The following is a 23038-nucleotide window of genomic DNA, read 5'->3' as shown; positions in this document are numbered from 1 at the left end:
TCTTGCCCCTTATGCTCCCAACTCACCGCCCCCGCCGCAACCGCAAGTCCGCCGTCATCCGTGACATGGTGCAGGAAACCCGCCTCACCGCCCACGATTTTATTTACCCGCTGTTCATCACCGAAGGCCAGAACAAGACCGAGGAAATCAAGTCGATGCCCGGTATCGTGCGTTTCACGGCCGACCGCGTGATTGACGAAATCGGGCAGTGCGTGGAGCTGGGTGTGAAAGCGTTCGCGCCCTTCCCCAACATCAACGAAGTGCTGAAGGACCCGATGGCCCGCGAAAGCACCAACCTCGAAGGCCTGTATTTGAAGGTCGTGGCCGACATCAAGCGGCAATTTCCGGAGGTCGTCATCATGACCGATGTGGCGATGGACCCATACAGCTCCGACGGCCACGACGGCGTGGTGGACCCCGACTCGGGCGAAATCCTCAATGACGCCAGCCTGGAAGTGCTGGGCCAAATGGCCCTCGCGCAAGCCCGTGCCGGAGCCGACATCATCGGGCCCAGCGACATGATGGACGGCCGCGTGGCCTGGATTCGGCGGGTACTGGACGAGAACGACTTCAGCCACGTCAGCATCATGAGCTACACGGCTAAGTACGCGTCGGCCTTCTATGGCCCGTTCCGCGATGCGCTGTCGTCGGCCCCCAAGAAAGGCGACAAGAAAAGCTACCAGATGAACCCCGCCAACCGCCTCGAAGCCCTGCGCGAGCTGGCCCTCGACGAAGCCGAAGGTGCGGACATGGTGATGATTAAGCCCGCGTTGAGCTACCTCGACATCATTCGGGAGGTGAAAAACAATACCAACCTGCCCGTGACGGCCTATAACGTGAGCGGCGAGTACGCCATGATAAAGGCCGCCGCTCAGAACGGTTGGGTTGATGGCGAGCGCACCATGATGGAGGTACTCACCAGCATCAAGCGCGCCGGGGCCGATGCTATCCTGACCTATTTTGCCAAGGAAGCGGCCGCCGTGCTACGGCGCGGGTAAGCTGCATTCTATTCCTCTCATTCGCGAAAGCCGCCCTGCCAGTCAGAGCGGCTTTTTTGGTAGTAGTCAAATCTTGATTGCTAATTATTTTGGTAATAATTACCAGTACTTGTAGCTAATTTAATTAGTCTTCCGTATTATTGCATGAACAACGGCAGCGCCGCTCAGGCAATGATTTTAGCTCTTTTATCTGGCAAACCATTTTAGCAAACAATATGACTCAGCCCCGCTTTCTGTATCGCCACGGCGATGTACTTATTGCCGCCGTAGCGGCGCTTCCCGCTGGCTCAGTGCCGCACCGGGGCCTGGTGCTGGCGCACGGCGAGCACACCGGGCACAGCCACCGCATCCAGGAGTTTGGGGCGGCCAGCCTGTACGTGTACGGCCAGGATTTATACCTGCTGGTTTCGGCCCCCACGGCCACGCTGGTGCACGAGGAACACCGCGCCATTGAGCTGCCGGTGGGCGTGTACCGCGTCTGGCAGCAGCGCGAGTACACGCCCACGGCTATTCGCACCGTTATCGACTAACTGCCGCGCTTATGTTCAGCATCAACGCCCGGGGCCGGCAGCTGCGCCGGCCCGCTCCCACAGCGCCGCCGGCAGCCGAGCCGGCCGAACCCTGGCGTGCCCGCTCATTCGGAGCCGGCACAGTACCGCCCGTTTTGCCCGTGTCGCCCGGTGTAGGTGGAACCGTACGAGCCACGCCTGAGGCAGCCCGGGCTATGCTGCTGGCCGGCCGCCTGCCCGATGAGCTGATTGTGAGCGGGGCCCTGCGCCTGAGCGGAGAAGCCCGGCTACGCGAGCTGCCCCGCTGGCTGGAATGCACCCACCTGGAAGTGAACGACTGCCCCAACCTGGAGCTACTGCCCGAGCGGCTGCGGGCCACGAGTGTGCAGGCCGCCCGCACCGCCGTGCGCGAGCTGACCGGCGACTGGCTGGTGCGCGAGCACGTGGGCCTGAGCGGCAACCCCCAGCTGTGCCAACTGCCCGAGCGCCTCACGGCCCGCTCGCTCGACGTGGCCAACTGCCCGTGCCTGGTGCAGCTACCGGCCACGCTGCACCTCACGCACTGGCTGGAAGTAGCCGGCAGCGGCCTAACGGGCATGCCCACCGGCCTGCGCGTGAACCTGCACTGGCAGGGCACGACCGTAGATGAGCGCACCGCCTTCCGCCCCGAAGACCTCAAGGCAGTGGAAATCCTGAACGTGCGCAACGTGACGCGGCGGCGGGTGCTGCTGGAGCGCTTCGGCCTCGACCGGTTTGTGCGGGAAATGGGCGGGCTGGTACTGGACCGCGACCGCGATGCCGGCGGCGAGCGGCAGTTGCTCAGCATTCCGCTGGAGGGCGACGAGCCGGTGGTAGCCCTGCGCGTCATTTGCCCTTCGACGGCGCATACCTACGTGCTGCGGGTGCCGCCGCACCTGCGCACCTGCCGCCGGGCTGCCGCGTGGCTGGCCGGCTTCGAGAACGAGCATGACTACCGGCCGCTCATCGAGACATAGTAATATCTTAAAATTAAATCTTTCTCTTTACTTTTCCCAGGTCCTGCTCCGGACAGTGGGCCGGGGCACGGTTGCCTTCTCACTCCACACTCTTTTCCAGTACCCCTTTCATGCAGATTACCCAGCAACCTTCCACCCCAGTGCTTCTCGAAAATCTGGCCGACACTACCAGTCTGCTATTGCGCTTCCGCGAAGACGTGCCCAATGCCCAGCGGCGGCCCCTCAACGTGGCCCTCGTGATTGACCGCAGCGGCAGCATGGCCGGCGCCCCGCTCCGCTATGCCCTGCAGGCCGCCGCCGATTTCGTGGACCGCCTCACGGCCGACGACCGGCTGAGCATTGTGGTGTACGACGACGCGGTGGACACCCTGCTCGATGCCCAGCTGGTAACCGACAAGGGCGCCATCAAGAGCATTTTGAAGAACGTGCGGGCCGGGGGCCTCACCAACCTGAGCGGCGGCTGGCTGCAAGGCTGCGAGCTGGTGGCCCGCCACAAAACCGACCAGCACGTGAACCGCGTGCTCCTGCTCACCGATGGGCAGGCCAACAACGGCATCACCAACCACGCGGTGCTGAACAAAACAGCGGGCAAGAAGGCCGAGGAGGGCATCAGCACTACGACGTTGGGCTTCGGCAGCCATTTCGAGGAAGACCTGCTGATTGGCATGGCGCGGGCCGCCGGGGGCAATTTCTACTTCATTCAGTCGCTGGACGATGCGGCCGACGTGTTCGGCATCGAGCTGGATAGCCTCAAGGCCATTGCCGCCCAGAACCTGACAGTCACCCTCACCCCGCTCGGCACCACGGTTATCGACGACGTGCTGAGCCTGGCCCGCCCCGAACCCCAGGCCGACGGCCGCCTGGTGCTGCACCTGGGCGATGTGCACGAGAACGAAGACAAGCTGCTGGGGCTGCAGCTGCGGCTGCCAGCCCTACCCGCCGGCAGCCACCAGCTGCTGCACATCGCCTACCGGGCCGATGCCATTCGCCAGGGCAGCATCGAGGCCATTGCCGGCGAACACACGGTGCAGATAACCGCCGGCAGCGTCGAGGCCGTGGTGGCCGCCACCGACAGCCGCGTGCTGCTGGATTTGGCCCGCCTGCGCATTGCCCGCGACAAGGAGCGCGCGGTAGAAATGGCCGATGCCAGCCAGCACCGCGAAGCCGAAGTCCTGCTGCATCAGCTGGTGGCCGACCTGACGGCTAAGGGCCTGCACGAGCACTTCGAGATTGCCGAGGAAATCGACCAGCTGAACCACTACGCCCAGCGTATTGCCAGCCGCCACCTCGACAACGAGAGCCGCAAGGAGCTGCGCGACCAGGCCTTCCAGGGCCGCCGGTCGCGGGTCGATTTGGCGGGCCGGGGCGTGAGCATTGACCCGGCGGCCCACGCGCTGCCGGTGGTGAGCGAAGCCGGCCCGGGCGTGGAGCTGATGTGCTTCCGCGAGGGCGGCAAGCTGCGGGTGCGGGTGCTCTCAGCAGGCTTTGCCGACCTCAACATTCAGTTTCCACGCGCCATCCGGGCCGAGGGCGCGCACTACGTGGTAGAAGAGCTGGAGCTGAGCGCCGACGGCACGTTTTACCGCGCCAAGGGCAGCATTACCCGCCTAGTGCGGCCGGGCGAAACCGACCCGCTGGCCGGCAGCCACCCCGGCAGCGGCGGCGGACGCAGCCGGAGCAGCAGCGCCAGCTCGCGCCCGGCCAAACCGGCCACCACGCTGGCCGATTTGGAGGAAACCGACACCATTGGCTCGGGCATTCTCATTCAGTGCGTGAAGGACGGTAGCAAGCTGCGCGCCCGCGTGGTGAGCGACGGCTTCGACCCCGACTGGAATATGCGTTTCCCGCGCGGCATTCGCGCCGAAAGCACCCTGTTTGTCGTCGACCAGGTGAACACCGCGCCCGATGGTAAGTCCTACATTGCCAGCGGCGAAATCAAGCGCTTCGTGCAAACCACCTAGCCCCGTGAGGCTGTACGCGCCCAAGCCCTGAACCGGAGCATACAGCCGGCCCCGTTACTTTTGCCTGGCCTCAGCAGCCCGGAAGCCCTGCCGGAGCAGTGGTTTCCGGGCTGTCTGCTTTATTGCTGTTAAGCAGCCGGTAAGTAGCGCGAACTTTCAGTTCGCGTCTCCACGCCGTTGGAATGGCTTTAGCGGCGCGGGGACGCGAACTGAAAGTTCGCGCTACGGCCTGGCGGGCTTCTCTAACAAGGGCTGCGTAGCAGCAGTGTTTTACTTACGTCTTCTTCGACTGCCTATTTCTGTTTGCTTATGCTTCCCACCCGCCGCGCCACCCTCACCGATTTGCCCGCCATTCTCGCCTTGGTGCGCCGCGTGGTGCCCCTGATGCAAGCCAGCGGCAATTTCCAGTGGTCAGTTGATTACCCAAACGCGGAAGTGTTTACCAATGACATCGAACAACGGCACCTCTGGGTGGCCGAGCTCGACGGCGCGGTAGCCGGCGTGGCCGCCCTCACCCAAGACCAAGACGACGAGTACGCCCAAGCCGATTGGGACGTAACCCAGCCCGCCCTCGTAACGCACCGCCTGGCCGTGGACCCGGCCGCGCAAGGCCAAGGCGTAGCGCTGGCCTTGATGGAACAGGCCGAGAAGCAAGCGGTGGCGCAGGGTCTAAATTTTTTGCGGGTCGATACCAACTCCGAGAATACAGCCACGCAGCGGCTGTTCCCGAAGCTGGGCTACCGCTTTGCGGGCGAAATCACGCTGGCGTTTCGGCCGGGGCTGCGGTTCTTCTGCTACGAGAAGCGGCTGGGGTAATGGATTCTTTCCGTCTCGGTTTGGTGGTGCTGTTGCTGGGGACAGGCATGGTATGCAGCGTGCGGGCTGGCAAACTGAGCACGGCCGCTGCTGCCACCGGTGGGGCGCTGGGTTTGCTGATTTATCTCGGTAGCGGCTTCACCGGCCTAGTGCTGCTAGGGCTGTTTTTCGCAATGGGCACGGCTGCCTCCAGCTGGCGCATGGCCGACAAGCGCCGCCAAGGCTTGGCCGAGGAGAACCGGGGCCGCCGCACAACCGGTCAGGTACTGGCCAATGCCGGCATAGCGGGCTTGTTGGGCCTGCTGACCTGGCAGCTGCCCAACCACGCCCCGCTAGCCCGCCTGATGCTGGCCGGCAGCTTTGCCGCTGCTACCGCCGACACCCTGGCTTCGGAGTTAGGTAACGTGTACGGCAGCCGCTATTACAACATCCTCACCCTGCGGCCCGATACGCGCGGCCTCAACGGCGTGGTGAGCCTGGAAGGTACCCTGCTGGGGCTGGCGGGCACGGCAGTGCTAGCGGCGGCTTATTGCACGGGCTTTGGCTGGGGGCCGGCGTTTGGGTGGCTGCTAATAGCCGGCACGGCGGGAAATCTGGTCGACTCGATATTGGGCGCGACGCTGGAACGCAGTGGCGTGCTCCGCAACAATGCGGTCAACTTCATCAATACCCTGACGGGGGCGTTGGTGGCGGGTGCATTGAGTTACTGGCTGGGCTGATGTCGGACCACACTTATTCCGGAAGCCGCTCAGTTGCTGATTGAGTCTGTTGCGCATACGGCCAGCGCCCCAGCCGCCGGCTCCAGAGCAGGAATGCGCCCGTGCCCAGCGCCATCATGCCCAGCGCGGCCACTTGGAAATACAGCTTGAAGTGCACGCCGCCCCACGTCACCTCAACCGGCGCAATGCCCACAAACACGAACAGCCACACGATAATGGCCAGGATGACGGGCAGCGGGTACAGCGGCATTTTGAACGGTAGCGCGCTCGTGCCGCGCCGCTTCCGCAGCAGCATCAGCCCCACGGCCTGGCCCACGAACTGCACGAGGATGCGCATGGCCAGAATGGCCGAAATCACCTCGCCCAGCCGGAACAGCAGGCTGAACACGAAGCCCACGCCGCCGAGCAGCAGCAGCGACACGTAGGGGAAATGCTTGGTGGGGTGCAGCTTGCCGAACACCGGCAGAAACTCGCCATCAGCCGCCGCCGCGTAGGGAATGCGCGAGTAGCCCAGCAGCACCGCGAACAGCGACGCAAATGCCACCAACAGCACCAGTGCCGTAGCGAAGGTGGCGGCAGCCGGCCCGTAAAGCCGTTCCACAAACACGCTCACGATGAACTGCGACTTGTCGCCGGCGCTGGCCTGCCAGCCCTGTACCTCCTGCCAGGGAATAACCGTGCCCACGCTCCAGTTTAGGAGCAGGTACAGGGCCGCGATGCCCAGAATGCTGAGGAAAATGCTGCGCGGAATGACTTTCTCCGGCCCCTTAATCTCGGCCCCGAGGTGGCACACGTTGTAGTAGCCGAGGTAGGAATAGATGGTTTTGACCGCCGCCTGGCCCATGGCCGCCGAGATAAGCAGACCCGGCAGCGCCGGAAAACCGCCCGCCGGGAAAATATCGACGTGGTGGTTAGCATGCGTGAGGCCGCCGAAAATCAGCCAGCCCATGAGGCCCAGCACGCCCACCCACAGCGCCACGCCCAGCTTGCCGATGTCCTCGATGCGGCGGTAGAGCAGCACAACCAGCAGCAACACCACGGTGCCGGCCACGGCTTTGGGCTGCCACCACTCCGTCATGGGCACCAGGTAGCCGAAGTATTGGGCAAAGCCAATAGCGCCCGAGGCCAGCACCAGCGGCGACTGAATAAGTGTTTGCCACACGTACAGAAACGACATGTAGCGGCCCCACTTCTGCTCGCCGTAGGCCAGCTTGAGGAAGCGGTAGCTGCCGCCGGCTTCGGGGTAGGCCGCGCCCAGCTCGCTCCAGATAAGGCCGTCGACCGAGGCCAGAGCCGCGCCCACCAACCAGGCCAATAGGAAATTCGGCCCCATAAAGCCCATCACGAGCGGTAGCGTGACGAAGGGGCCGATGCCCACCATGTCAATCATGTTGAGGGCGGTGGCTTGAACTAGGCCGAGGCGGCGCTGCAGAGTGGGTGCGGACATGGGGCGAAAGTAGTACGGGCGGAGGTAGCTGCCGGTAAACACCGCTGGCCGGACGGGCCGCTAATAGGACTTTATACCGGAGCAGATTCAGGGTAGATTCACTCTGCTTCTATATTGCCTCTAGACTTCTTCTATACTTCTTCTATACTTCTCCTATGGAAGGCAGCTGGAGGGTGGCGGGTGAAATTGAACAAAAGCGGGGCTACCGCTTACAGCGTGAAGTGGCGGGTGGTGCAGTTGCCGGGGCGGTCGTGGGCTTCGACGTCGCAGGTGGTGCCGGCGGCGTGGTTTTGCCGCACGGCGTAGTGCCAGTAGCCGGCGGGCTGCAGGGTAGCGGGGCCGGTTTCGAGCTCGGCGCCGCTGGGGGCGAGGAAGCGCAGGATGACGGCGATGACTTCGAAATCGTCGGTGGCCTGCACGAGGAGGGCGTCGCCGGGGCGGCCGTGGTAGGCGCGGGCGTCGAGGCCGAGGATTTCGGGGGCGCGCATGTAATCGGCAATGGCCACGGTGTAGGCGCTGGTGCGGCGCTGGTCGATGCGGGCGGCGTAGTGGGCTTTGGCGGCGGGGTCGCGCAGCTGGGCTTTGGCGTAGAGTTGGGCCTGGTACATGCGGTCGAGGTGGGCCTGCTGCCTGGGCGAGCGGGGCGCGCGCTTGGCTTTATTCTCAGCAGCCTGCACGATGGTTTGGCCGCCCACCTGGCGCACGACGAGGGGGCCGATTTTACCGCTGATGCCTTGCAGGAGGAGGTTGTGGGTGACGCGGGCCATGCGGGCGGGGGGGGGTTGGGATGGAGCGTGAGGTAGTAGTGGTGCGGGGCCCGGCGAGCGGGCGGGGCCGGGGCTAGGGTTGGGAAGGTGCTGTTTGGCCCCAGCCAGGCTTCTTTGCTCGCTGGCCCGTTGGCTATTTCATGCTCGTACTAAAGTATGGGGTACGAGTCAAAGCTGAGCTAAGTAGTCGAGCAAAAGTAATTCGGCTTCAACCGGTCCGACCGCCCCAGGCGGTCGGACCGGTTGAAGCACCTCCGGTTTTGCGCTGACGACAACCGGTCGGACCGCCTAGGGCGGTCGGACCGGGCCGGACGATGACCTGATTACTTCTGCTCGATTACTTAAAACTGATAAGGTCAGGCAGTTTCTGCCCTTCGCCAAAAGGGAAGAATAGAGACAATGAGACAATCACAGCCTGCTGCTGCCAGCCATGTTTCCAGCCTGCCGGGGCATATTGTTAGCACTGGTACGAGAACGGCGGCGCAGTAGAGCGGGCTGGGCGGGGCTTTTTACCTAGAGCAGTTTCGAAGTTAGTGGATGTAGGGGCGGGGGCGAGCCCTACCGGGTACGACCCCGCCCCTACGTCGTTCAGTCTGTACACTGACCACGAAAATGCGCTAAGAATCAGCACATACGAGTGCGCTGTTGCACCTCGTGAGTTGGTTGGAGTGCATTGCCCTCTGGTACTGCGTCGATTTCATGGTAGCCCGCGCCAACCTCCACCACCCCTCCGACCCCGAAGCCAATAACTGGGTGCTACTCCTGTTGCCGCGGATGCTGGCGAGGCTCATCGGAGTGCGGGTAGTGCGGAGGTTTGCGTTGCGCCAAGTCCAGCAGCAAATAAGATGTACCAACCCCGCCCGGTTTGCCGCGTAAGCCCGGGCATGAGTTCACCGGGTTCCTCTTCCAAGCTGGCCATTTACGGGGCCATTGTGGCCAACGTCGCCATTGCCGCCAGCAAGTTCGTGGCCGCGTATTTCACGGGCTCGTCGGCCATGCTTTCCGAAGGCATTCACTCGCTGGTGGACAGCGGCAATGGCGGCCTGATTCTCTATGGCGTGCACCAGGCCGAGAAACCGGCCGACAAGCGCCACCCCTTCGGCCGCAGCAAGGAACTGTATTTCTGGGCGCTGATTGTGGCCATTCTGGTGTTTTCGGTGGGTGGCGGCATGTCGTTCTACGAAGGCATCGAGCACCTCAAGCACCCCGCTCCCCTATCCGACCCCACCTGGAACTACTGGGTGCTGGGCCTCTCGCTGGTGTTCGAGGCTATTTCCTGCTTTTTGGCCTTCAAAGCCTTCAATGCCGACCGCGGCGAGGCCGGTTTCTGGGAAACCCTGCGCCGTAGCAAAGACCCATCGGTATTCGCCATTCTGCTCGAAGACCTGGCTGCCCTGCTGGGCCTCGTTATTGCGCTGGCGGGCGTGTACCTGGGCCATTTGCTGAACAATCCTTACCTCGACGGCGCGGCGTCCATTGCCATTGGCCTGCTGCTGGTGTGCGTGGCGCTGTTCCTCATCTACAAAACCAAGCGCCTGCTGGTGGGCACCGGCGTCGACGACGAAACGCTGGACGCCATCGAAGCCCTTGTGCGCGCCCAGCCCAACATCGACGAAGTGGGCCCGCCCCTCACTTCCTACCTCGGCCCGGCCGACGTGATTCTGGCCCTTGACGTCGAGTTTGCCCACCACCTTACTTCGGAGGAAATTGAGGACGCCATCGACAAGCTGCAGGATGCCATTCGGGCCAAATACCCCGAAATGAAGCGCATTTTCATCGAGGCCAAGTCACTATCAACCCGTGCTGCGTAAACCGCCGCAGGACCAAAAACCAGAACGTCATGGCGCGTCAGCGCAGCATGACGTCCTTTGAATCTTAATAATAGCTCATCTAACCCTGCCGTATGGCCAACGCTAACGCTTCTAAACTCTCCCTCTACGGCGGCATTGTCGCCAACATTGCCATCGCCATCAGCAAGTTCGTGGCCGCGTATTTCACGGGCTCGTCGGCCATGCTCTCCGAAGGCATCCACTCGCTCGTCGATACCGGCAACGGCGCGCTGCTGCTCTACGGCACGGCCCAAAGCCAGCGCCCACCCGATGCCGAGCACCCCTTTGGCCACAGCAAAGAGCTGTATTTCTGGGGCCTGATTGTGGCCGTGCTCATCTTCGCCATTGGCGGCGGCATGTCGTTCTACGAAGGCATCAAGCACATCCAGCACCCCGAGCCGCTTGAAGACGCCAGTTGGAACTACATCGTGCTGGGCCTGTCCTTTTTGTTCGAGAGCCTGGCCTTTTACCTCTCCGTAAAGGCCCTGCTGGCGCAGTCCGACGCCAACGTGGGCTTCGTGAAGATGCTGCGCACCAGCCGCGACCCGGCCGTGTTTGCTTCCGTGATGGAAAACCTGGCCGCCCTGGTGGGCCTGGCGTTGGCGGGCATTGGCGTGTTTCTGGGTCATTTGCTCGACAATCCCTACTTCGACGGCGGCGCGTCCATCGCCATCGGGCTGCTGCTGATGCTGGTGGCCGTGTTTCTGGTGGGCCGCACCAAGGGCCTGCTGGTGGGCGCGGGCGTGGATGCGCCCACGCTGGCCAACCTCGAACGCATTGCCCGCGAGCAGCCGCAGGTGCGCGAAATCCGCTCGCCCCTCACCATGTACCTCGGCCCGAACGACGTGATTATGGCCCTCGACGTGGACTTTGCCGACAACCTGAGCTCGACCCAGGTGGCTACGGCCGTCGAACATTTGCAGGACGCCATTCGCAAAGAACACCCCGAAGTGAAGCGTATTTTTATCGAAGCCAAAAACCTGGTGCCGCCGGCCGCAACGCCGGCAAAATAAGCCCGGCCTCAACCCAAAAGCCTTTTTTCGGGTAATACAAGGAAACACCCGCATTCGCCCGATGGGCAGACGCGGGTGTTTCCTTGTGTCACGCAGCCTCTTTGCTATGAAAATGCTTACCCCGGTAGCCTCGCCCTTTCGCTCGTTTTGGTGGGGTGGCTACGAATGCACCGACCAACTCAATGCCTTCGGCCACCGCGTCGATTTCCTGCCCCTCACCGGCCACTTGCAGCTGATTGACGCAGATTACGCGGCCCAGCAGCCGTTCGATATCGGCACCGTGCGTGAAGGCATTCGCTGGGCCATGATTGAGAAAACGCCTTATCACTACGATTTCAGCACGGTGAAAGCCATGCTCGATGCGGGCCAGCGCCACGGCGTTCAGCAGGTGTGGGACATCTGCCACTTCGGCTACCCCGACGACCTTACGCCGCTACACCCGATGTTTGCCCGGCGCTTTGCCGCCCTCTGCCGGGCCTTCGTCGATTTCTACCGCTCCGAGCGGCCCGACGATGTGCTCATCGTGACGCCCATCAACGAAGTCAGCTTCATTTCCTGGCTTGGCGGTGAAGCCAACGGCACTTCGCCCTACTGCCACGGCCAGGGCTGGCGCGTGAAATACGGCCTGATGCGCGCCTACATTGAGGGCAGCTACGCCCTGCGCGAGGCCGACCCCAGCATCCGCCTGCTCACCACTGAGCCCCTCATCAGCATTGTGCCGCCGCCTAACCCCTGGGCCAGCCACAGCCGCGAAGCCCGCGAGGCGCACAACAACCAGTTTCAGGCCACCGACATGCTCTGCGGCCGCCTGTGCCCCGAGCTGGGTGGTGCCCCCGAGTTGCTCGACATCGTGGGTTTCAACTACTACTACGACAACCAGTGGCAGCTGCACCCCTACCAGAAGCTGGGCTGGCACGACGCGCAGATGGACCCGCGCTGGGTGCCGCTGCACAAGCTGCTGCGCAAAGCCTACCAGCGCTACGGCCGCCCCTTCGCCATCACCGAAACCAGCCACCCCGGCGTGGACCGCCCCCAGTGGTGGCGCATGATTGCCGAAGAATGTGCCCACGTGCTGCGCAAAGGCCTACCCCTGCAGGGCGTCTGCATCTACCCGCTTATCGACCGGCCCGACTGGGACCACCTGCACGAGTGGCATCGCTCTGGCCTCTGGGATGCCGACCTCTCGCAGCCGGGCCCCGGCCGCGTGCTGCACCAGCCCAGCGCCGAAGCCCTGCTGCAGGCCCAGGCCGTGGTAAATGCCGCCAAGCCCGTGCGTCGCCGGGTTCTGCTGCCGGAGCTGCCGCAACTGCTGTAGGGGCGCCGTAGTTTTAGGGCATGAACGCCACTGCCACCATCGTCACGCCTCTAGGTTCGCTGGCACTCACCGGTTCCGACGCGGGCCTGAGTGCCGTTACGTTCCTCGATGAAGTAGCAGCGGCTACCGCTTCAACGGCTATTCCAGGCTGCCTGCGCCCGGCCCACGAGCAGCTGACGGCCTACTTCGGGCGCGAGTTGCGGGAGTTCAATCTCACTTATGCTCCGGAATGTGGCACCGACTTCCAGCGGCAGGTTTGGCAGGCACTCACGGGCATTGCCTACGGCCGCACGGCTTCGTACCTCGACGTGGCCAAGCTGCTGAATAACCCGAAATCGGTACGGGCCGTGGGCGCGGCCAATGGCCAAAACCCGTTGGCCATCGTATGGCCTTGCCACCGCGTCATCGGGGCCGACGGCAGCCTGACGGGCTACGCTGGCGGCATGCACCGCAAGAAGTGGCTGCTTGAGTTTGAGCAGCCTACTCGCCAAGGCGGCCTGTTCAATTAAGGAAGCCAGTTAACAACCCGGTGCAACCTGGCAACACGATGTAGAGACGCGACCCATCGCGTCTCGGCGTTGAACGATGCTGGAACGGCGCGGTTCCGGAGACGCGAACGGCGCGGTTCCGGAGACGTGAACAGCACGGTTCCGGAGACGCGAAGGGTCGCGTCTCTACGCGGTTCTTACAACTTCCTTAACAGTTTCAATAGCAGCGAGGCGGCCCAGTAGGCTACCGTTTATTCTTGTAAGCCATGAGCCAAGTAGTGATTCGGAAAGCCACGCGAAAGGACCTGCCCGTTTTATTGGAGTTCGAGCAGGCCATTGTTGAGGTTGAGCGCCAATTCGACCCCACCCTGGCGGCGGCCGGTGTGAGCTACTACGACTTGGCGGGTATGCTTGACACCGCGGAAGTGGAGCTGCTGGTGGCTGAAATCGACCACACTGTAATTGGCTCCGGCTACGCGCGGCTCGAAGACTCAAAGGTGTATTTGAAGCACCGGCGGCACGCTTACCTCGGTTTCATGTACGTGGTGCCCGACCGGCGGGGGACGGGAGTAAACCAGCAGATAATAGCAGCCCTGGCCCGCTGGGCAGAAGCCCAAGATGTTCGCGAGTTGCGCTTGGATGTATACCACGACAACCAGGCGGCCGTCAAGGCTTACGAAAAAGTCGGCTTCCGACGCCATTTAACTGAAATGCGCCGGGGGCTCTGACGCCTTGGCTACACTACGCCCCAACGAATTTCAGCAGCCCCTGATAGATGATGTTGTGCTGCCAATACAGCTGTAGCACCATGGGCACGTGGTGCCGACCCGGAATAATGGTGTACGGCGGGGCCTGTCCCGTGGCCTTGAGCCGGTCGCGGAAACGGCCCGAGCTGCCGCTGATACTGGGGTATGTTTCGCCGCCGATGTAGAAAATGAATGGCGGCAGGTTGGGCTTAATCTTGTAGATGGGCGACATCTCCTTCCAGACCGCAGGGTCGTTGCCGAAAGGCACCTTATACTTGGCGTCGCCTTCGTACTTCAGCTCCTTCAGGTAGCTATACATGTCGAGCCCGGCCGGGTCGTCCATAATGGCTCCGCGCACGGGGTTCTGGGGAAGGCCATTGCGGGCCAGCAGCTCATCATCCGTCGTCAATAGTGCGGCCAGCCCACCACCGGCCGAATGGCCCATCACAAACACACGGGCCGGGTCGCCGCCGTACTGTTTGATGTTGGCTACCGTCCAGGCCAGGGCGCGGGCGCAGTCGGCAGCCTGCTCGGGCACGTGCACGGCCGGGGCCAGCCGGTAGTTTATCACCACCGCTACCATGCCCTGCTTGGCCAGCCGCCTACCCACGAAGCTGTAGAAGTCCTTATTGCCGCTAGTCCAGCTGCCGCCGTGAATGAACAGCACCACCGGATAGCCGGCTGCATTTGGCGCCGTCTTTTTGGGTGCATACACGTCGAGCAGGTGCCGCTCTTTGTCGAAGTCGGGGGCCGTAGCTGCCACATAAGCAACGTCTTTGGTGCGGTGGCTGGGGCGGGCCACCACGTATTCGGTGGCCAGAACAACGACTATCACGGCTAGCAGCAGGGCCACCGGGGTAAGCAACAGGAAACGACGCATAGCAGGGAACAACGGGCAACTGCTGCCGAAACCCGGTGCAGTGGCCCCACCTACGCCCGTCAGACCTCAACAGTTTGCCCCGGATACAATCCGGAGCGGCGGGCGGCTTGGCAGCGTTGGCTTTATCTTTGTCAGAACCAGCCCGGGCCAATCATTCAGCCCTGGCGCATCCTTTGTTCTTTATTTCTTCTCCGTGTTGATTTCTGCTTCGCTTAAATCTGTTTCGCAGGCGTTGGGCACCCTGCTGGTGCTGGGCCTGCTTGGTGCCGCGCCTGCCCAGGCCCAGCGCAAGGGCCGTACCAGCGCCGCCAACTCCGATGGCAGCCTGGCTGCCACCAGTGCTCCGGCGCCTCGTGCCGCCCGTCTGCAGCCGTTGTTTGGCGGCCTAACGGCGGCACAGGCCACGCAAATCATTGGCGAAGCCCAGCTCAAAGCCATTGCGGCCAGCTTTGCCTCGCCGGCCGAAGCCAGCTCTTTTTTTGCCACCAAAGGCTTTGAGTATCTGAGCGAAAACAAGCCCGATACGGCCACATACCGCTTCAACCTGGCTTGGCTCCTCGACCCCAAAAATGCCGATGCCTACCGCGGCCTGGGCATTGTGGCCAGTACGCAGCCCTCCCCCGATGCCGCCATTGGCCTGCTCACCACCGGCTTGGCCCTGGCCCCTACCAACACCCTGCTGCTGAGCGACCTGGGCACCAGTTACCTCATTCGCTACGGCCAGACCAAAAAGAAGAAAGACCTCACCGCTGGCCTCGACCTGCTGCAGCGCGCCACTACGCTTGCGCCCAACAATGCCAATGCCTGGCACGAGCTGGCCCGCGGCTATTTCTATCAGGAAAAGTACGTGGAGGCCTGGGCTGCCGTGCACAAAGGCCAGGCCCTGAGCCCCAGCAGCCTCGATTTTGGCCTCGTCTCCGACTTGCTGGCCAAGCAGCCCGACCCACAGGGCACGTTTAAGTAAGCCCGCCCCTGTACCGATTCCAGCCTTGGCTGCGTTAGCGCCGTATAGGCGGCCTTATTCACCATCCACTCTGCGTATGCGCTTTCGAGCATTTGTTTTGGGCCTGATGGCCACCAGCGCCCTGGCCGCCCGGCCAGCCGCTGCCCAGCACCAACGGCAGGTGCGCCATTACAACTCCCAGGGCCGCCCCTACTATCAAGGGCCGCTGCACGTTACCCTGGCCGGCGGCACCGGCTTCTACGATGGCGACTTAGGCAACAGCCCCAGCGACAACTTTTACGGCGTGGCCGGCAGCATTGGCGTCCTCTACCGCCTCACCCCGCACCTGCACCTGGGCAGCGAGTTCAGTTACGTGCCGCTCAGTGCGCGCGACCACCTGCGCGAGCGCGGGCTGGCCTTCACGAGCCACAACGGCGTGGGCACTGTGTTTCTGCGCTACGACCTGCTGGCCGACGAGTCTGTTTTCGCGGCCTCTAATGACGAGCCGCCCATTTTGCAGCTTTATGTACAGGGCGGGGCGGGCTTGTTGCTCTACGACCCCCAATCGTACCCGGGCACCAGCCGCGCCACCCGCAACACCGGGTTTTTCGCGCCCGAGCGCAACGACTACCCGGCCCTGGCCGGGGCTTTCCCCATTGGTGCAGGCTTCAGCGTGCACCTGTTCGACCGCTGGCGCGCTGGCATCGAAGGCAACTACTACTTCACCACCACCGACCAGCTCGACGACATCAGCAACAAGCGGCTGGGCGGGGCATCCGCCAACCGCGACGGCTTCGGCACCCTCATGCTGAAGCTTGACTACTCGCTGGAATAAGCCTTGGTCAACTCCTGGCGTTCAAACGATACCGTTGCTTTTTTTGCTTGTCAAGAACCCAACAAAAAGGCCCCGCCAGCAATGCTGGCGGGGCCTTTTTGGCAGTTGCCTACAGGCTACTCTTTCACGAAGCGCTGACGGAAGGTCTGGCTGCCGTCGCTTACGTTAATGAAGTACATGCCCTTGGCCAGGTTGCTCACGTCGAGGGTGCCGTTGCCGTTGTAGCGGGCCGTGGTTACGGCTGCGCCCCGCAGGTCGCTCAGCTGCACGCTCACGATTTCGCTGTTGCCGTCGAGCAGTAAGTGCAGTTCGTTGGTGGCTGGCACTGGGTACAGGCTCAAGGCATGGCTGTCACCTACCGTTAAAGCATAGTTTGCGCCAGATGCTACGGTCGCGGTGCCCGAAGTCTGGGCTACCATGGCAGCACCGGTGGTTACGCCCACGGCATTCCAGGCATTGGTTACCGCCGTTACCTGCGTCGAGCCGGCACCGTACAGGTCGGTAGCAGCCTGAATTGAGTAGGTACGAGCCTGTGCGTAGGTCGAAGAAGCGACCATGTACACGCTCTCCATACGGAAGGTGATTTTAGCCGCCGCGTCGAGGCCGAGCCCGGCTACCGAGAAGGCTACTCCCTTCTCGTTGGTGCCAGTTTTGCCGGTGGCAATCAGGTAGTACCAGTAGTTGAGCACGCCCGAGTTGGTGTGCACGCCGCCGTTATCGCCCGTGCCAGTGTACCAGTTGATGCCTTTGTAATAATCGGGCTGGCCCAGCGACTTGGGGTCGCTCATCGAGCGCAGAGCCGCCTGCTGCTTGTCGATTTCCTCGCCAATGAGCCAGGTCGACTTAGCCTTCACGCCGCCCGAGGTAAAGCCGAGGCTGGCCACGGCGTACGCCTCAATCGAAGCGCCCCAGATGTCGGACAGGCCTTCGTTCATGGCGCCCGACTCGTTCGAATAGGTCAGGTTAGCCGTTTTTTCGCACACGGCGTGGCCGATTTCGTGGCCGCACACGTCGAGCGAAGTCAGCGGGCGGAAGCGGGTGGCACCGTCGCCGTAGGTCATCACCGAACCATTCCAGTAGGCATTCTCGTAGCTGCGGCTGTAGTGCACGTAGCTTTTGATGATAGCACCGGCGTTGTCGTAACTGTTGCGGCCGTGCACGTTCTTCCAGTAGTCGTAGGTAGCCTCAGCGCCCACGTGAGCGTCGCCGGCTACGTTGTCGAAATTGGCGTTGTTGTACTCGGCCGCCGTCCAGTTGTTGTCGGCGTCGATGAAGTCGACAGCCTTGGCATACTGGGTGAGCTTCTTCATGTTATAGGTCTGGATGCCGTTGCCGCGGCCGGTTTCGCGCAGGAAGTAGCCACCGGTGGTGGTGCCGTCGCCAATGCTGCGGGTGCCGCTGTAAGCGGTGGCAAAGGTGCCCGTAGCCGCCGTGTGCTTGATGATGTTGTCCTGCATCACCACGTCGCCGGTCTGCGCGTCCACGTAGATGTAGGCGCGGCTTACCGGCTCCTGGGCATACACGTCGAACTTCCAGGCCAGGGCCAACTGGTTTTTGCTTTCGGAACGGGTCGAGCGGGTATTGCGCACAATCACCAGCTCGCCCTGCGGGTAGTAGCTGGCTGCCGACTTGCCGGTTTCCTGCTTCAGCAAGGTTTCCTCGCCCAGGTCCTGCCACATGTATTTTTGGGCCCCTACGTAAGCCAGGGCGCGGGTAAGGGCAGCCGATGCACTCAGCGCGGGCTTGGTATTCAGGCCCGAAATCTTCTCAATGTTGCCACTGATGCTTTCGATTGAGCCGGCCTTGGCGTGCGCGGAGTACTCGGCGTGCTCCACTTTCACGCCCTGGTAATACTGGGAAAACCTTTCATGGGTGTAGCCCAACTGGTCGGTTTCGACGCGGGCAGCGCGCAACTGGTCAGCGGTGCCGAGGGCCAGCTGCTGGCGCAGCACCTGCTCGGTGGATACGCCGCGATTGGCAGCCTTGCCTTCGGCCGAAAACCGAACCAGGACCGGCTGACCGTTTTCGCCGAGCACTTTACCGGCCAGGCGGTGAGCCTCCTGGGCTTGGGCAACCTGTGCGGCGAGCGCACCTATCAACAACAACGTGGCAGCAGAGTATTTATTAATCATGTTAGAACCGTTAAATGATGAAAATATTGTTGTGGTTACGCAGATTACCACTAATCGTTTAGTGAATAACGCGCTTTTATGAGGAATTTCGCAATTAACTCGTGCTTTATTAAAAAAATTCCACTTCTATCCTGCTTGCATACCAGATTAAGAGCATAGTGGCCTGCCGGGCATGAAAAAAGGCTTCCGGCGATACCGGAAGCCTTTTCGTTTCAAGCTCAGAAAGACCTACTCCTTCACGAAGCGCTGGTGGTACACTTTCTGGCCGTCGCTCACGGTCAGGGTGTACATGCCTTTGGCCAAACCGCCGATGTGCAGCGTGCCTTCGCCAAACGTAGCGCCGGATACGCGGGCACCGCGCAGGTCGTTCACCATAACGCTGGTGATAGCTGCGTTATCGCTCAGCGAGAGGTTCAGCACGTCGGTGGCGGGGTTCGGGAACATGCTCAGCGTGCGCAGCTCGCTGCGGGTCGGTGCGTCGCCGGTCAGGGTCGGGGCCGTAATGGTGCCGCCGGTTACGCTGATGGTGTAGTCTTCGGTTTCGCCGTAGCTGTAAGTACCGCAGCTGTTGGTAGCCGAGTTGTCGCTCATTACTACCCGCAGGCGGGTCGGGCCGTTTTTGGCGGTGGTGGGCACCGTGAAGCTGGCGCTCCGCGTGGTGGTAACAGCGGCCGTGTTAGTCGAGGAAACCAGCGTTTCGCCAGCATCGGTGAACACGCCGTTCTGGTTCCAGTCGGCGTAGATGCGGAAGTACTCGGCGTAGGCTGTGCCGGTGAAGCCGGTCTGGTACGTGATGGTTTGCGACGAGCCGGCGGCTACGCTGGTGCTGGTGGCCGTGCCATTGTAGTAGCCAGCATCAGCGCCTGAGGTCCGGTTGATGTTACCAAGCTGCACCAGTTTGACGTACTCATATGCCTGGCTGGTACCCTTGCTGGTGCAATAGGCAGTAGCGGGAGGGGGCGTAGTGCCACCTGCTGCAGCGCCCACGCCTACAGCGAACCAGGCGTTGGTTACCGCCGTTACCTGAGCCGAGCCGGCGCCGTACAGGTCGGTAGCGGCCTGGATGGCGTAGGAACGAGCCTGTGCGTAGGTCGAAGAAGCGACCATGTACACGCTTTCCATGCGGTAGGTAATTTTAGCGGCAGCATCGATGCCCACGCCGGTTACGTTATACACGCCACCGCCTTCGTTGGTACCCGACTTGCCTACGGCCAGAATGTAGTACCAGTGGTTGAGTACGCCCGAGTTGGTGTGCACGCCACCGTTATCGCCCGTGCCGGTGTACCAGTTCACGCCTTTGTAGTAGGCGGGCTGGCCCAGCGACTTGGGGTCGCTCATCGAGCGCAGTGCCGCCTGCACCTTGTCGATTTCCTCGCCAATGAGCCAGGTCGATTTTGCTTTTACGCCGCCTGAAGTGAAGCCGAGGGTACCTACTGCGTATGCCTCAATCGAAGCGCCCCAGATGTCGGACAGGCCTTCGTTCATGGCGCCCGACTCGTTCGAATAGGTCAGGTTAGCCGTTTTTTCGCACACGGCGTGGCCGATTTCGTGGCCGCACACGTCGAGCGAAGTCAGCGGGCGGAAGCGGGTGGCACCGTCGCCGTAGGTCATTACTGAACCATTCCAGTAGGCATTCTCGTAGCCGGCCGCCGTGGCAGGGGTGTCGTCGAAGTGTACGTAGCTCTTGATTTTGGCACCGGCGTTATCGTAGCTGTTGCGGCCGTGCACGTTCTTCCAGTAGTCGTAGGTGGCTTGAGCACCCACGTGAGCGTCGCCGGCTACGTTGTCGAAGTTGGCGTTGTTGTATTCGGTAGCAGTCCAGTTGTTATCGGCGTCGATGAAATCGACGGCGGCGGTGTAGCTATTGCCCTTCTTGCAGTTGTAGGTTTCGATGCCCAGGCCGCGGGTGGTGCCTTCGCGCAGGAAGTAACCGCCGGTGGTGGTGCCGTCGGTGAAGGAGCGGCTGCCGCTGTAAGCGGTGGCAAACGTACCGGTGGCGGCCGCGTGCTTGATGATATCGTCCTGCAACACTACCTGGCTGGTGTGGGCATCCACGTAGATGAAGGCGCGGCTCACGGGAGCAGCAGCGTACACGTTGAATTTCCAAGCCAGCACGCGCGGGCCGTTCTCGCCGGCGCGGCGGTCGCGCACAATCACCAGTTCGCCGGTGGGCTTAAAGGACTCCGCATTGGCTTCGGCGGTCTGCCACATGTAGGTACGGGCACCTATGTGCGCCAGCGCGCTGTTGAGTGCTGCTTTCTGGCTTACCGAAGGGTTAACGTCCAGACCCGAGATGCGGTCAAAGTCGCCGTTGATGGATTCTACTGCGCCGCCTTTGCTGTGCACCAGGTAATCGGCGTGTTCAACACGGATACCCTGGTAGTACTGAGCGAAGCGCTGGTGCACAAAGCCGAGCTGGTCGGTTTCGGCAGTGCGCTGCATCATTTGGTCAGCCTTGGTCAACGCCAGCTGCTGGCGCAATACCTGGTCACCGCTCAGGCCGCGCATGGCAGCTTTGCCCTCGGCAGTGAACTGCACCAGCTCGGGCTGGCCGTCGTTGCCGAGTACTTTATTTGCAATTCTTGCTGCATCTTGCGCCTGCGCCGAAGCGAACGATGCGAACAATAACAAGGCAGCTGCCGAGTACTTATTGGTCATAAAAGTGGGGTTGAAGTTGATTGTTGAAAATGAGTATTTGTCAAGCTTAGACGCTATTCTTTGCGAATTGTTCGGCAATATCTTCTATTAATTTGAACTTTTCACATTTTCTAATTAAAAAATCATTAATTACTTTTTAAATTTTATTTTTTACCCCCATAATAACATTTGGGTCCTCAGCTATTACTCCGACTATAATCGCCTTCACATTTCTAGGCTGTAAATCACTTGATATATAATTTTATTTATAATTATTGATTTTGGTATAATCAAAGACCTGAAACACAAAAAAGGTCTGTCGGCATCGCCGACGGACCTTTTTTGCCAGTCTCAAAGACCTACTTCTTCGTGAAACGCTGGGCAAACGAGGTAGGACCATCGTTCCTACATACTAGGTACAAGCCGTTGGCTTGGCCCGACACGTTAAGCTCGCCATTGCCTTTGCAGGGAACAGCGATTCCCATTGCACCGCGCACGTTGGGCACCGTTACCGATACTGGCTCAGCATTGTTGGGGAGCACGAAGTGCAAGCTGGTCGCAGTAGGGTGAGATGCCCTGACCGGCTGCTAGCTGCAGCTGCGGCCGGGACATATAGAATGAATACCCTGCTCAAGCATTATTCATAGCGCTGCCTTAGCGGGTGGAACCGCTGAGGTAGTCGGCGGCCAGGGTGGCTAAGGTTTTCACGCCCAACGTCAGGCCACTCTCATCGATGCGGAAGCCGGCCGTATGGTGGTCGGCGGCGGTAGCAGGTTCCTGACCTTTGCGCATGCCGCCCACAAACAGAAACACCCCCGGTACCTGCTCCTGGTAAAAGGAAAAATCCTCGGCACCGGTCACCGCCTTGATTTCGCGCACGTGCTCGGTGCCCGCCACGGCGCGCAGGGTTGGCAGCATGCGCGCCGTAAGCGCAGGGTCGTTGGTCGTGACGGGTACGTAGGGCTCGATGCTGACGTCGGCAGTAGCGCCGGCACTCTCGGCAATGTTGGTGGCAATACGGCGGATAGATGCCCAGATTTGCTTCTGGGTGCTGGGGTTGAGGGCGCGGATAGTGCCCGTAAGCTCCACATCGGGCGGGATAACGTTGTAGCGTACCCCGCCGTGAATGGTGCCCACCGTTACAACGGCCGCGTCGTCGGTCAGCTTCATTTCGCGGCTTACGATGGTTTGCAGGCCCATAATAATTTGGGCAGAAGTTACCACTGGGTCCACGCTGTTCCAGGGGTAGGCGCCGTGCGAGCCCTTGCCATGCACGGTGATGGAGAACCGGTCGGAGCTGGCCATTTCGCCACCCGGACGGTACGAGAGGTTGCCCACCTCGGTCTGGGCCTGAATGTGCACCCCAAACACGGCATCCACCTTGGGATTAGTAAGCACGCCTTCCTTCACCATAAGCTTGGCCCCGCCCTCGGTGCCGGGCACCGAGCCTTCCTCGGCGGGCTGGAAAATAAATTTGATGGTGCCGGGCAGGTCAGCTTTCACCTGGCTCAGTACCTCGGCCGTGCCCATAAGCATGGCCACGTGAGTGTCGTGGCCGCAGGCGTGCATCACGCCCACGGGCTGGCCCAGGTAAGTGGTTTTCACCTTGGAGGCGAAGGGCAGGTCGTTGCTTTCGGTGAGGGGAAGGCCGTCCATGTCGGCGCGCAAGGCCACCACGGGACCGGGCTTGCCGCCGCGCAGAATGCCCACCACGCCGGTGCGGGCCACCCCGGTCTGCACTTCAAGGCCCAGCTTTTTGAGGTGAGCAGCGATGATACCAGCGGTACGGGTTTCCTGGTTGCCCAACTCGGGGTGTTCGTGAATGTCGCGCCGCCAGGCAATTACCTTGCTTTCTTCCTGCACGGCGAGTTGGGCAATGCGGACATCAAGAGCAGCATTCTGAGCTTGGGCGGTAGTGGCGGCCAGCGCCAGCCCGAGGCCAGCTGGCAAAACACGAAACAATAAACGCATAGGGCGAAGGAAGCAGTTAGGAAAAGAAACACGACAC

General features: G+C 61.7%; 20 protein-coding genes. 13 read left to right on the top strand and 7 right to left on the bottom strand.

Annotated features, from left to right (window positions below):
- Window positions 1-11: 11 nt before the first annotated feature.
- The 6 genes from hemB to ABD837_RS04810 all read left to right on the top strand — a co-directional run bounded on the left by hemB (window position 12) and on the right by ABD837_RS04810 (window position 5998).
- The gene (gene hemB / locus ABD837_RS04835; RefSeq protein ID WP_345050963.1) at window positions 12-998 is read left to right on the top strand and encodes a porphobilinogen synthase; all 987 of its coding nucleotides are present in this window, start codon (window positions 12-14) and stop codon (window positions 996-998) included.
- A gap of 215 nt (window positions 999-1213) precedes the next feature.
- On the top strand, window positions 1214-1528 hold the full coding sequence (locus ABD837_RS04830; RefSeq protein WP_345050961.1) for a hypothetical protein: 315 nt from the start codon (window positions 1214-1216) through the stop codon (window positions 1526-1528).
- An 11-nt stretch (window positions 1529-1539) separates the two neighbouring features.
- Window positions 1540-2502 (top strand): DUF6745 domain-containing protein, encoded by a 963-nt coding sequence (locus ABD837_RS04825; RefSeq protein ID WP_345050959.1) that lies wholly within the window; start codon window positions 1540-1542, stop codon window positions 2500-2502.
- A gap of 140 nt (window positions 2503-2642) precedes the next feature.
- Window positions 2643-4463, top strand: coding sequence for a vWA domain-containing protein (locus tag ABD837_RS04820; RefSeq protein ID WP_345050956.1), 1821 nt, complete (start codon window positions 2643-2645; stop codon window positions 4461-4463).
- A gap of 309 nt (window positions 4464-4772) precedes the next feature.
- Window positions 4773-5279 (top strand): GNAT family N-acetyltransferase, encoded by a 507-nt coding sequence (locus ABD837_RS04815; RefSeq protein ID WP_345050954.1) that lies wholly within the window; start codon window positions 4773-4775, stop codon window positions 5277-5279.
- Window positions 5279-5998, top strand: coding sequence for a DUF92 domain-containing protein (locus ABD837_RS04810; protein WP_345050952.1), 720 nt, complete (start codon window positions 5279-5281; stop codon window positions 5996-5998). Before ABD837_RS04815 ends, ABD837_RS04810 begins: the two co-directional genes overlap by 1 nt.
- Window positions 5999-6011: 13 nt before the next feature.
- Here ABD837_RS04810 and ABD837_RS04805 read toward each other — a convergent pair whose 3' ends face one another.
- A complete protein-coding gene (locus tag ABD837_RS04805; RefSeq protein WP_345050949.1) occupies window positions 6012-7445 on the bottom strand; it encodes an APC family permease in 1434 nt (477 codons plus the stop codon).
- 209 nt (window positions 7446-7654) lie between these two features.
- The gene (locus ABD837_RS04800; RefSeq protein WP_345050947.1) at window positions 7655-8212 is read right to left on the bottom strand and encodes a hypothetical protein; all 558 of its coding nucleotides are present in this window, start codon (window positions 8210-8212) and stop codon (window positions 7655-7657) included.
- An 884-nt stretch (window positions 8213-9096) separates the two neighbouring features.
- Here ABD837_RS04800 and ABD837_RS04795 point away from each other — a divergent pair.
- From ABD837_RS04795 to ABD837_RS04775, 5 genes are all read left to right on the top strand, one after another.
- Window positions 9097-10023 (top strand): cation diffusion facilitator family transporter, encoded by a 927-nt coding sequence (locus ABD837_RS04795; protein ID WP_345050945.1) that lies wholly within the window; start codon window positions 9097-9099, stop codon window positions 10021-10023.
- Between the two features lie 92 nt (window positions 10024-10115).
- Window positions 10116-11054, top strand: a complete 939-nt coding sequence (locus ABD837_RS04790; RefSeq protein ID WP_345050943.1) for a cation diffusion facilitator family transporter — start codon at window positions 10116-10118, stop codon at window positions 11052-11054.
- 106 nt (window positions 11055-11160) lie between these two features.
- Window positions 11161-12369 (top strand): amine oxidase, encoded by a 1209-nt coding sequence (locus ABD837_RS04785; RefSeq protein WP_425554295.1) that lies wholly within the window; start codon window positions 11161-11163, stop codon window positions 12367-12369.
- 20 nt (window positions 12370-12389) lie between these two features.
- Window positions 12390-12878 carry a methylated-DNA--[protein]-cysteine S-methyltransferase gene (locus ABD837_RS04780; protein WP_345050941.1) on the top strand — a complete coding sequence of 163 codons (489 nt, stop codon included), beginning with the start codon at window positions 12390-12392 and terminating at the stop codon, window positions 12876-12878.
- A gap of 245 nt (window positions 12879-13123) precedes the next feature.
- Complete coding sequence (locus ABD837_RS04775) at window positions 13124-13585, top strand: GNAT family N-acetyltransferase (RefSeq protein ID WP_345050939.1); 462 nt, start codon at window positions 13124-13126, stop codon at window positions 13583-13585.
- A gap of 13 nt (window positions 13586-13598) precedes the next feature.
- On the opposite strand, the gene ABD837_RS04770 is transcribed toward ABD837_RS04775, so the two are convergent.
- Window positions 13599-14483: an alpha/beta hydrolase gene (locus ABD837_RS04770; RefSeq protein ID WP_345050936.1), complete on the bottom strand. Its 885-nt coding sequence runs from the start codon at window positions 14481-14483 to the stop codon at window positions 13599-13601.
- A gap of 193 nt (window positions 14484-14676) precedes the next feature.
- On the opposite strand from ABD837_RS04770, the gene ABD837_RS04765 reads away from it, so the two are divergent.
- Window positions 14677-15447 carry a tetratricopeptide repeat protein gene (locus tag ABD837_RS04765; RefSeq protein ID WP_345050934.1) on the top strand — a complete coding sequence of 257 codons (771 nt, stop codon included), beginning with the start codon at window positions 14677-14679 and terminating at the stop codon, window positions 15445-15447.
- A 76-nt stretch (window positions 15448-15523) separates the two neighbouring features.
- The gene (locus ABD837_RS04760) at window positions 15524-16261 is read left to right on the top strand and encodes a hypothetical protein (RefSeq protein WP_345050932.1); all 738 of its coding nucleotides are present in this window, start codon (window positions 15524-15526) and stop codon (window positions 16259-16261) included.
- Between the two features lie 116 nt (window positions 16262-16377).
- Here ABD837_RS04760 and ABD837_RS04755 read toward each other — a convergent pair whose 3' ends face one another.
- The 4 genes from ABD837_RS04755 to ABD837_RS04740 all read right to left on the bottom strand — a co-directional run bounded on the left by ABD837_RS04755 (window position 16378) and on the right by ABD837_RS04740 (window position 23001).
- Window positions 16378-18393: a M4 family metallopeptidase gene (locus tag ABD837_RS04755; protein ID WP_345050930.1), complete on the bottom strand. Its 2016-nt coding sequence runs from the start codon at window positions 18391-18393 to the stop codon at window positions 16378-16380.
- 228 nt (window positions 18394-18621) lie between these two features.
- On the bottom strand, window positions 18622-21051 hold the full coding sequence (locus ABD837_RS04750) for a M4 family metallopeptidase (protein WP_345050927.1): 2430 nt from the start codon (window positions 21049-21051) through the stop codon (window positions 18622-18624).
- A gap of 338 nt (window positions 21052-21389) precedes the next feature.
- Complete coding sequence (locus ABD837_RS04745) at window positions 21390-21581, bottom strand: hypothetical protein (RefSeq protein WP_345050925.1); 192 nt, start codon at window positions 21579-21581, stop codon at window positions 21390-21392.
- Window positions 21582-21684: 103 nt separating this feature from the next.
- Window positions 21685-23001, bottom strand: a complete 1317-nt coding sequence (locus ABD837_RS04740) for an amidohydrolase (protein ID WP_345050923.1) — start codon at window positions 22999-23001, stop codon at window positions 21685-21687.
- Window positions 23002-23038: the final 37 nt, after the last annotated feature.

It is taken from the genome of Hymenobacter glaciei, assembly GCF_039539585.1.
GTDB lineage: Bacteria > Bacteroidota > Bacteroidia > Cytophagales > Hymenobacteraceae > Hymenobacter > Hymenobacter glaciei.
The sequence above is the reverse complement of the archived record's forward strand: the minus strand, read 5'-3'. Positions and strand labels throughout refer to the sequence as shown.

Coding starts and splice junctions, on each gene's coding strand:
- ABD837_RS04770 (WP_345050936.1), bottom strand. CDS start 14,483: ATGCGTCGTTTCCTGTTGCTTACCCCGGTGGCCCTGCTGCTAGCCGTG.
- ABD837_RS04750 (WP_345050927.1), bottom strand. CDS start 21,051: ATGACCAATAAGTACTCGGCAGCTGCCTTGTTATTGTTCGCATCGTTC.
- ABD837_RS04815 (WP_345050954.1), top strand. CDS start 4,773: ATGCTTCCCACCCGCCGCGCCACCCTCACCGATTTGCCCGCCATTCTC.
- ABD837_RS04825 (WP_345050959.1), top strand. CDS start 1,540: ATGTTCAGCATCAACGCCCGGGGCCGGCAGCTGCGCCGGCCCGCTCCC.
- ABD837_RS04790 (WP_345050943.1), top strand. CDS start 10,116: ATGGCCAACGCTAACGCTTCTAAACTCTCCCTCTACGGCGGCATTGTC.
- ABD837_RS04740 (WP_345050923.1), bottom strand. CDS start 23,001: ATGCGTTTATTGTTTCGTGTTTTGCCAGCTGGCCTCGGGCTGGCGCTG.
- ABD837_RS04780 (WP_345050941.1), top strand. CDS start 12,390: ATGAACGCCACTGCCACCATCGTCACGCCTCTAGGTTCGCTGGCACTC.
- ABD837_RS04755 (WP_345050930.1), bottom strand. CDS start 18,393: ATGATTAATAAATACTCTGCTGCCACGTTGTTGTTGATAGGTGCGCTC.
- ABD837_RS04775 (WP_345050939.1), top strand. CDS start 13,124: ATGAGCCAAGTAGTGATTCGGAAAGCCACGCGAAAGGACCTGCCCGTT.
- ABD837_RS04810 (WP_345050952.1), top strand. CDS start 5,279: ATGGATTCTTTCCGTCTCGGTTTGGTGGTGCTGTTGCTGGGGACAGGC.
- ABD837_RS04795 (WP_345050945.1), top strand. CDS start 9,097: ATGAGTTCACCGGGTTCCTCTTCCAAGCTGGCCATTTACGGGGCCATT.
- ABD837_RS04830 (WP_345050961.1), top strand. CDS start 1,214: ATGACTCAGCCCCGCTTTCTGTATCGCCACGGCGATGTACTTATTGCC.
- ABD837_RS04800 (WP_345050947.1), bottom strand. CDS start 8,212: ATGGCCCGCGTCACCCACAACCTCCTCCTGCAAGGCATCAGCGGTAAA.
- ABD837_RS04805 (WP_345050949.1), bottom strand. CDS start 7,445: ATGTCCGCACCCACTCTGCAGCGCCGCCTCGGCCTAGTTCAAGCCACC.
- ABD837_RS04760 (WP_345050932.1), top strand. CDS start 15,524: ATGCGCTTTCGAGCATTTGTTTTGGGCCTGATGGCCACCAGCGCCCTG.
- hemB (WP_345050963.1), top strand. CDS start 12: ATGCTCCCAACTCACCGCCCCCGCCGCAACCGCAAGTCCGCCGTCATC.
- ABD837_RS04785 (WP_425554295.1), top strand. CDS start 11,161: ATGAAAATGCTTACCCCGGTAGCCTCGCCCTTTCGCTCGTTTTGGTGG.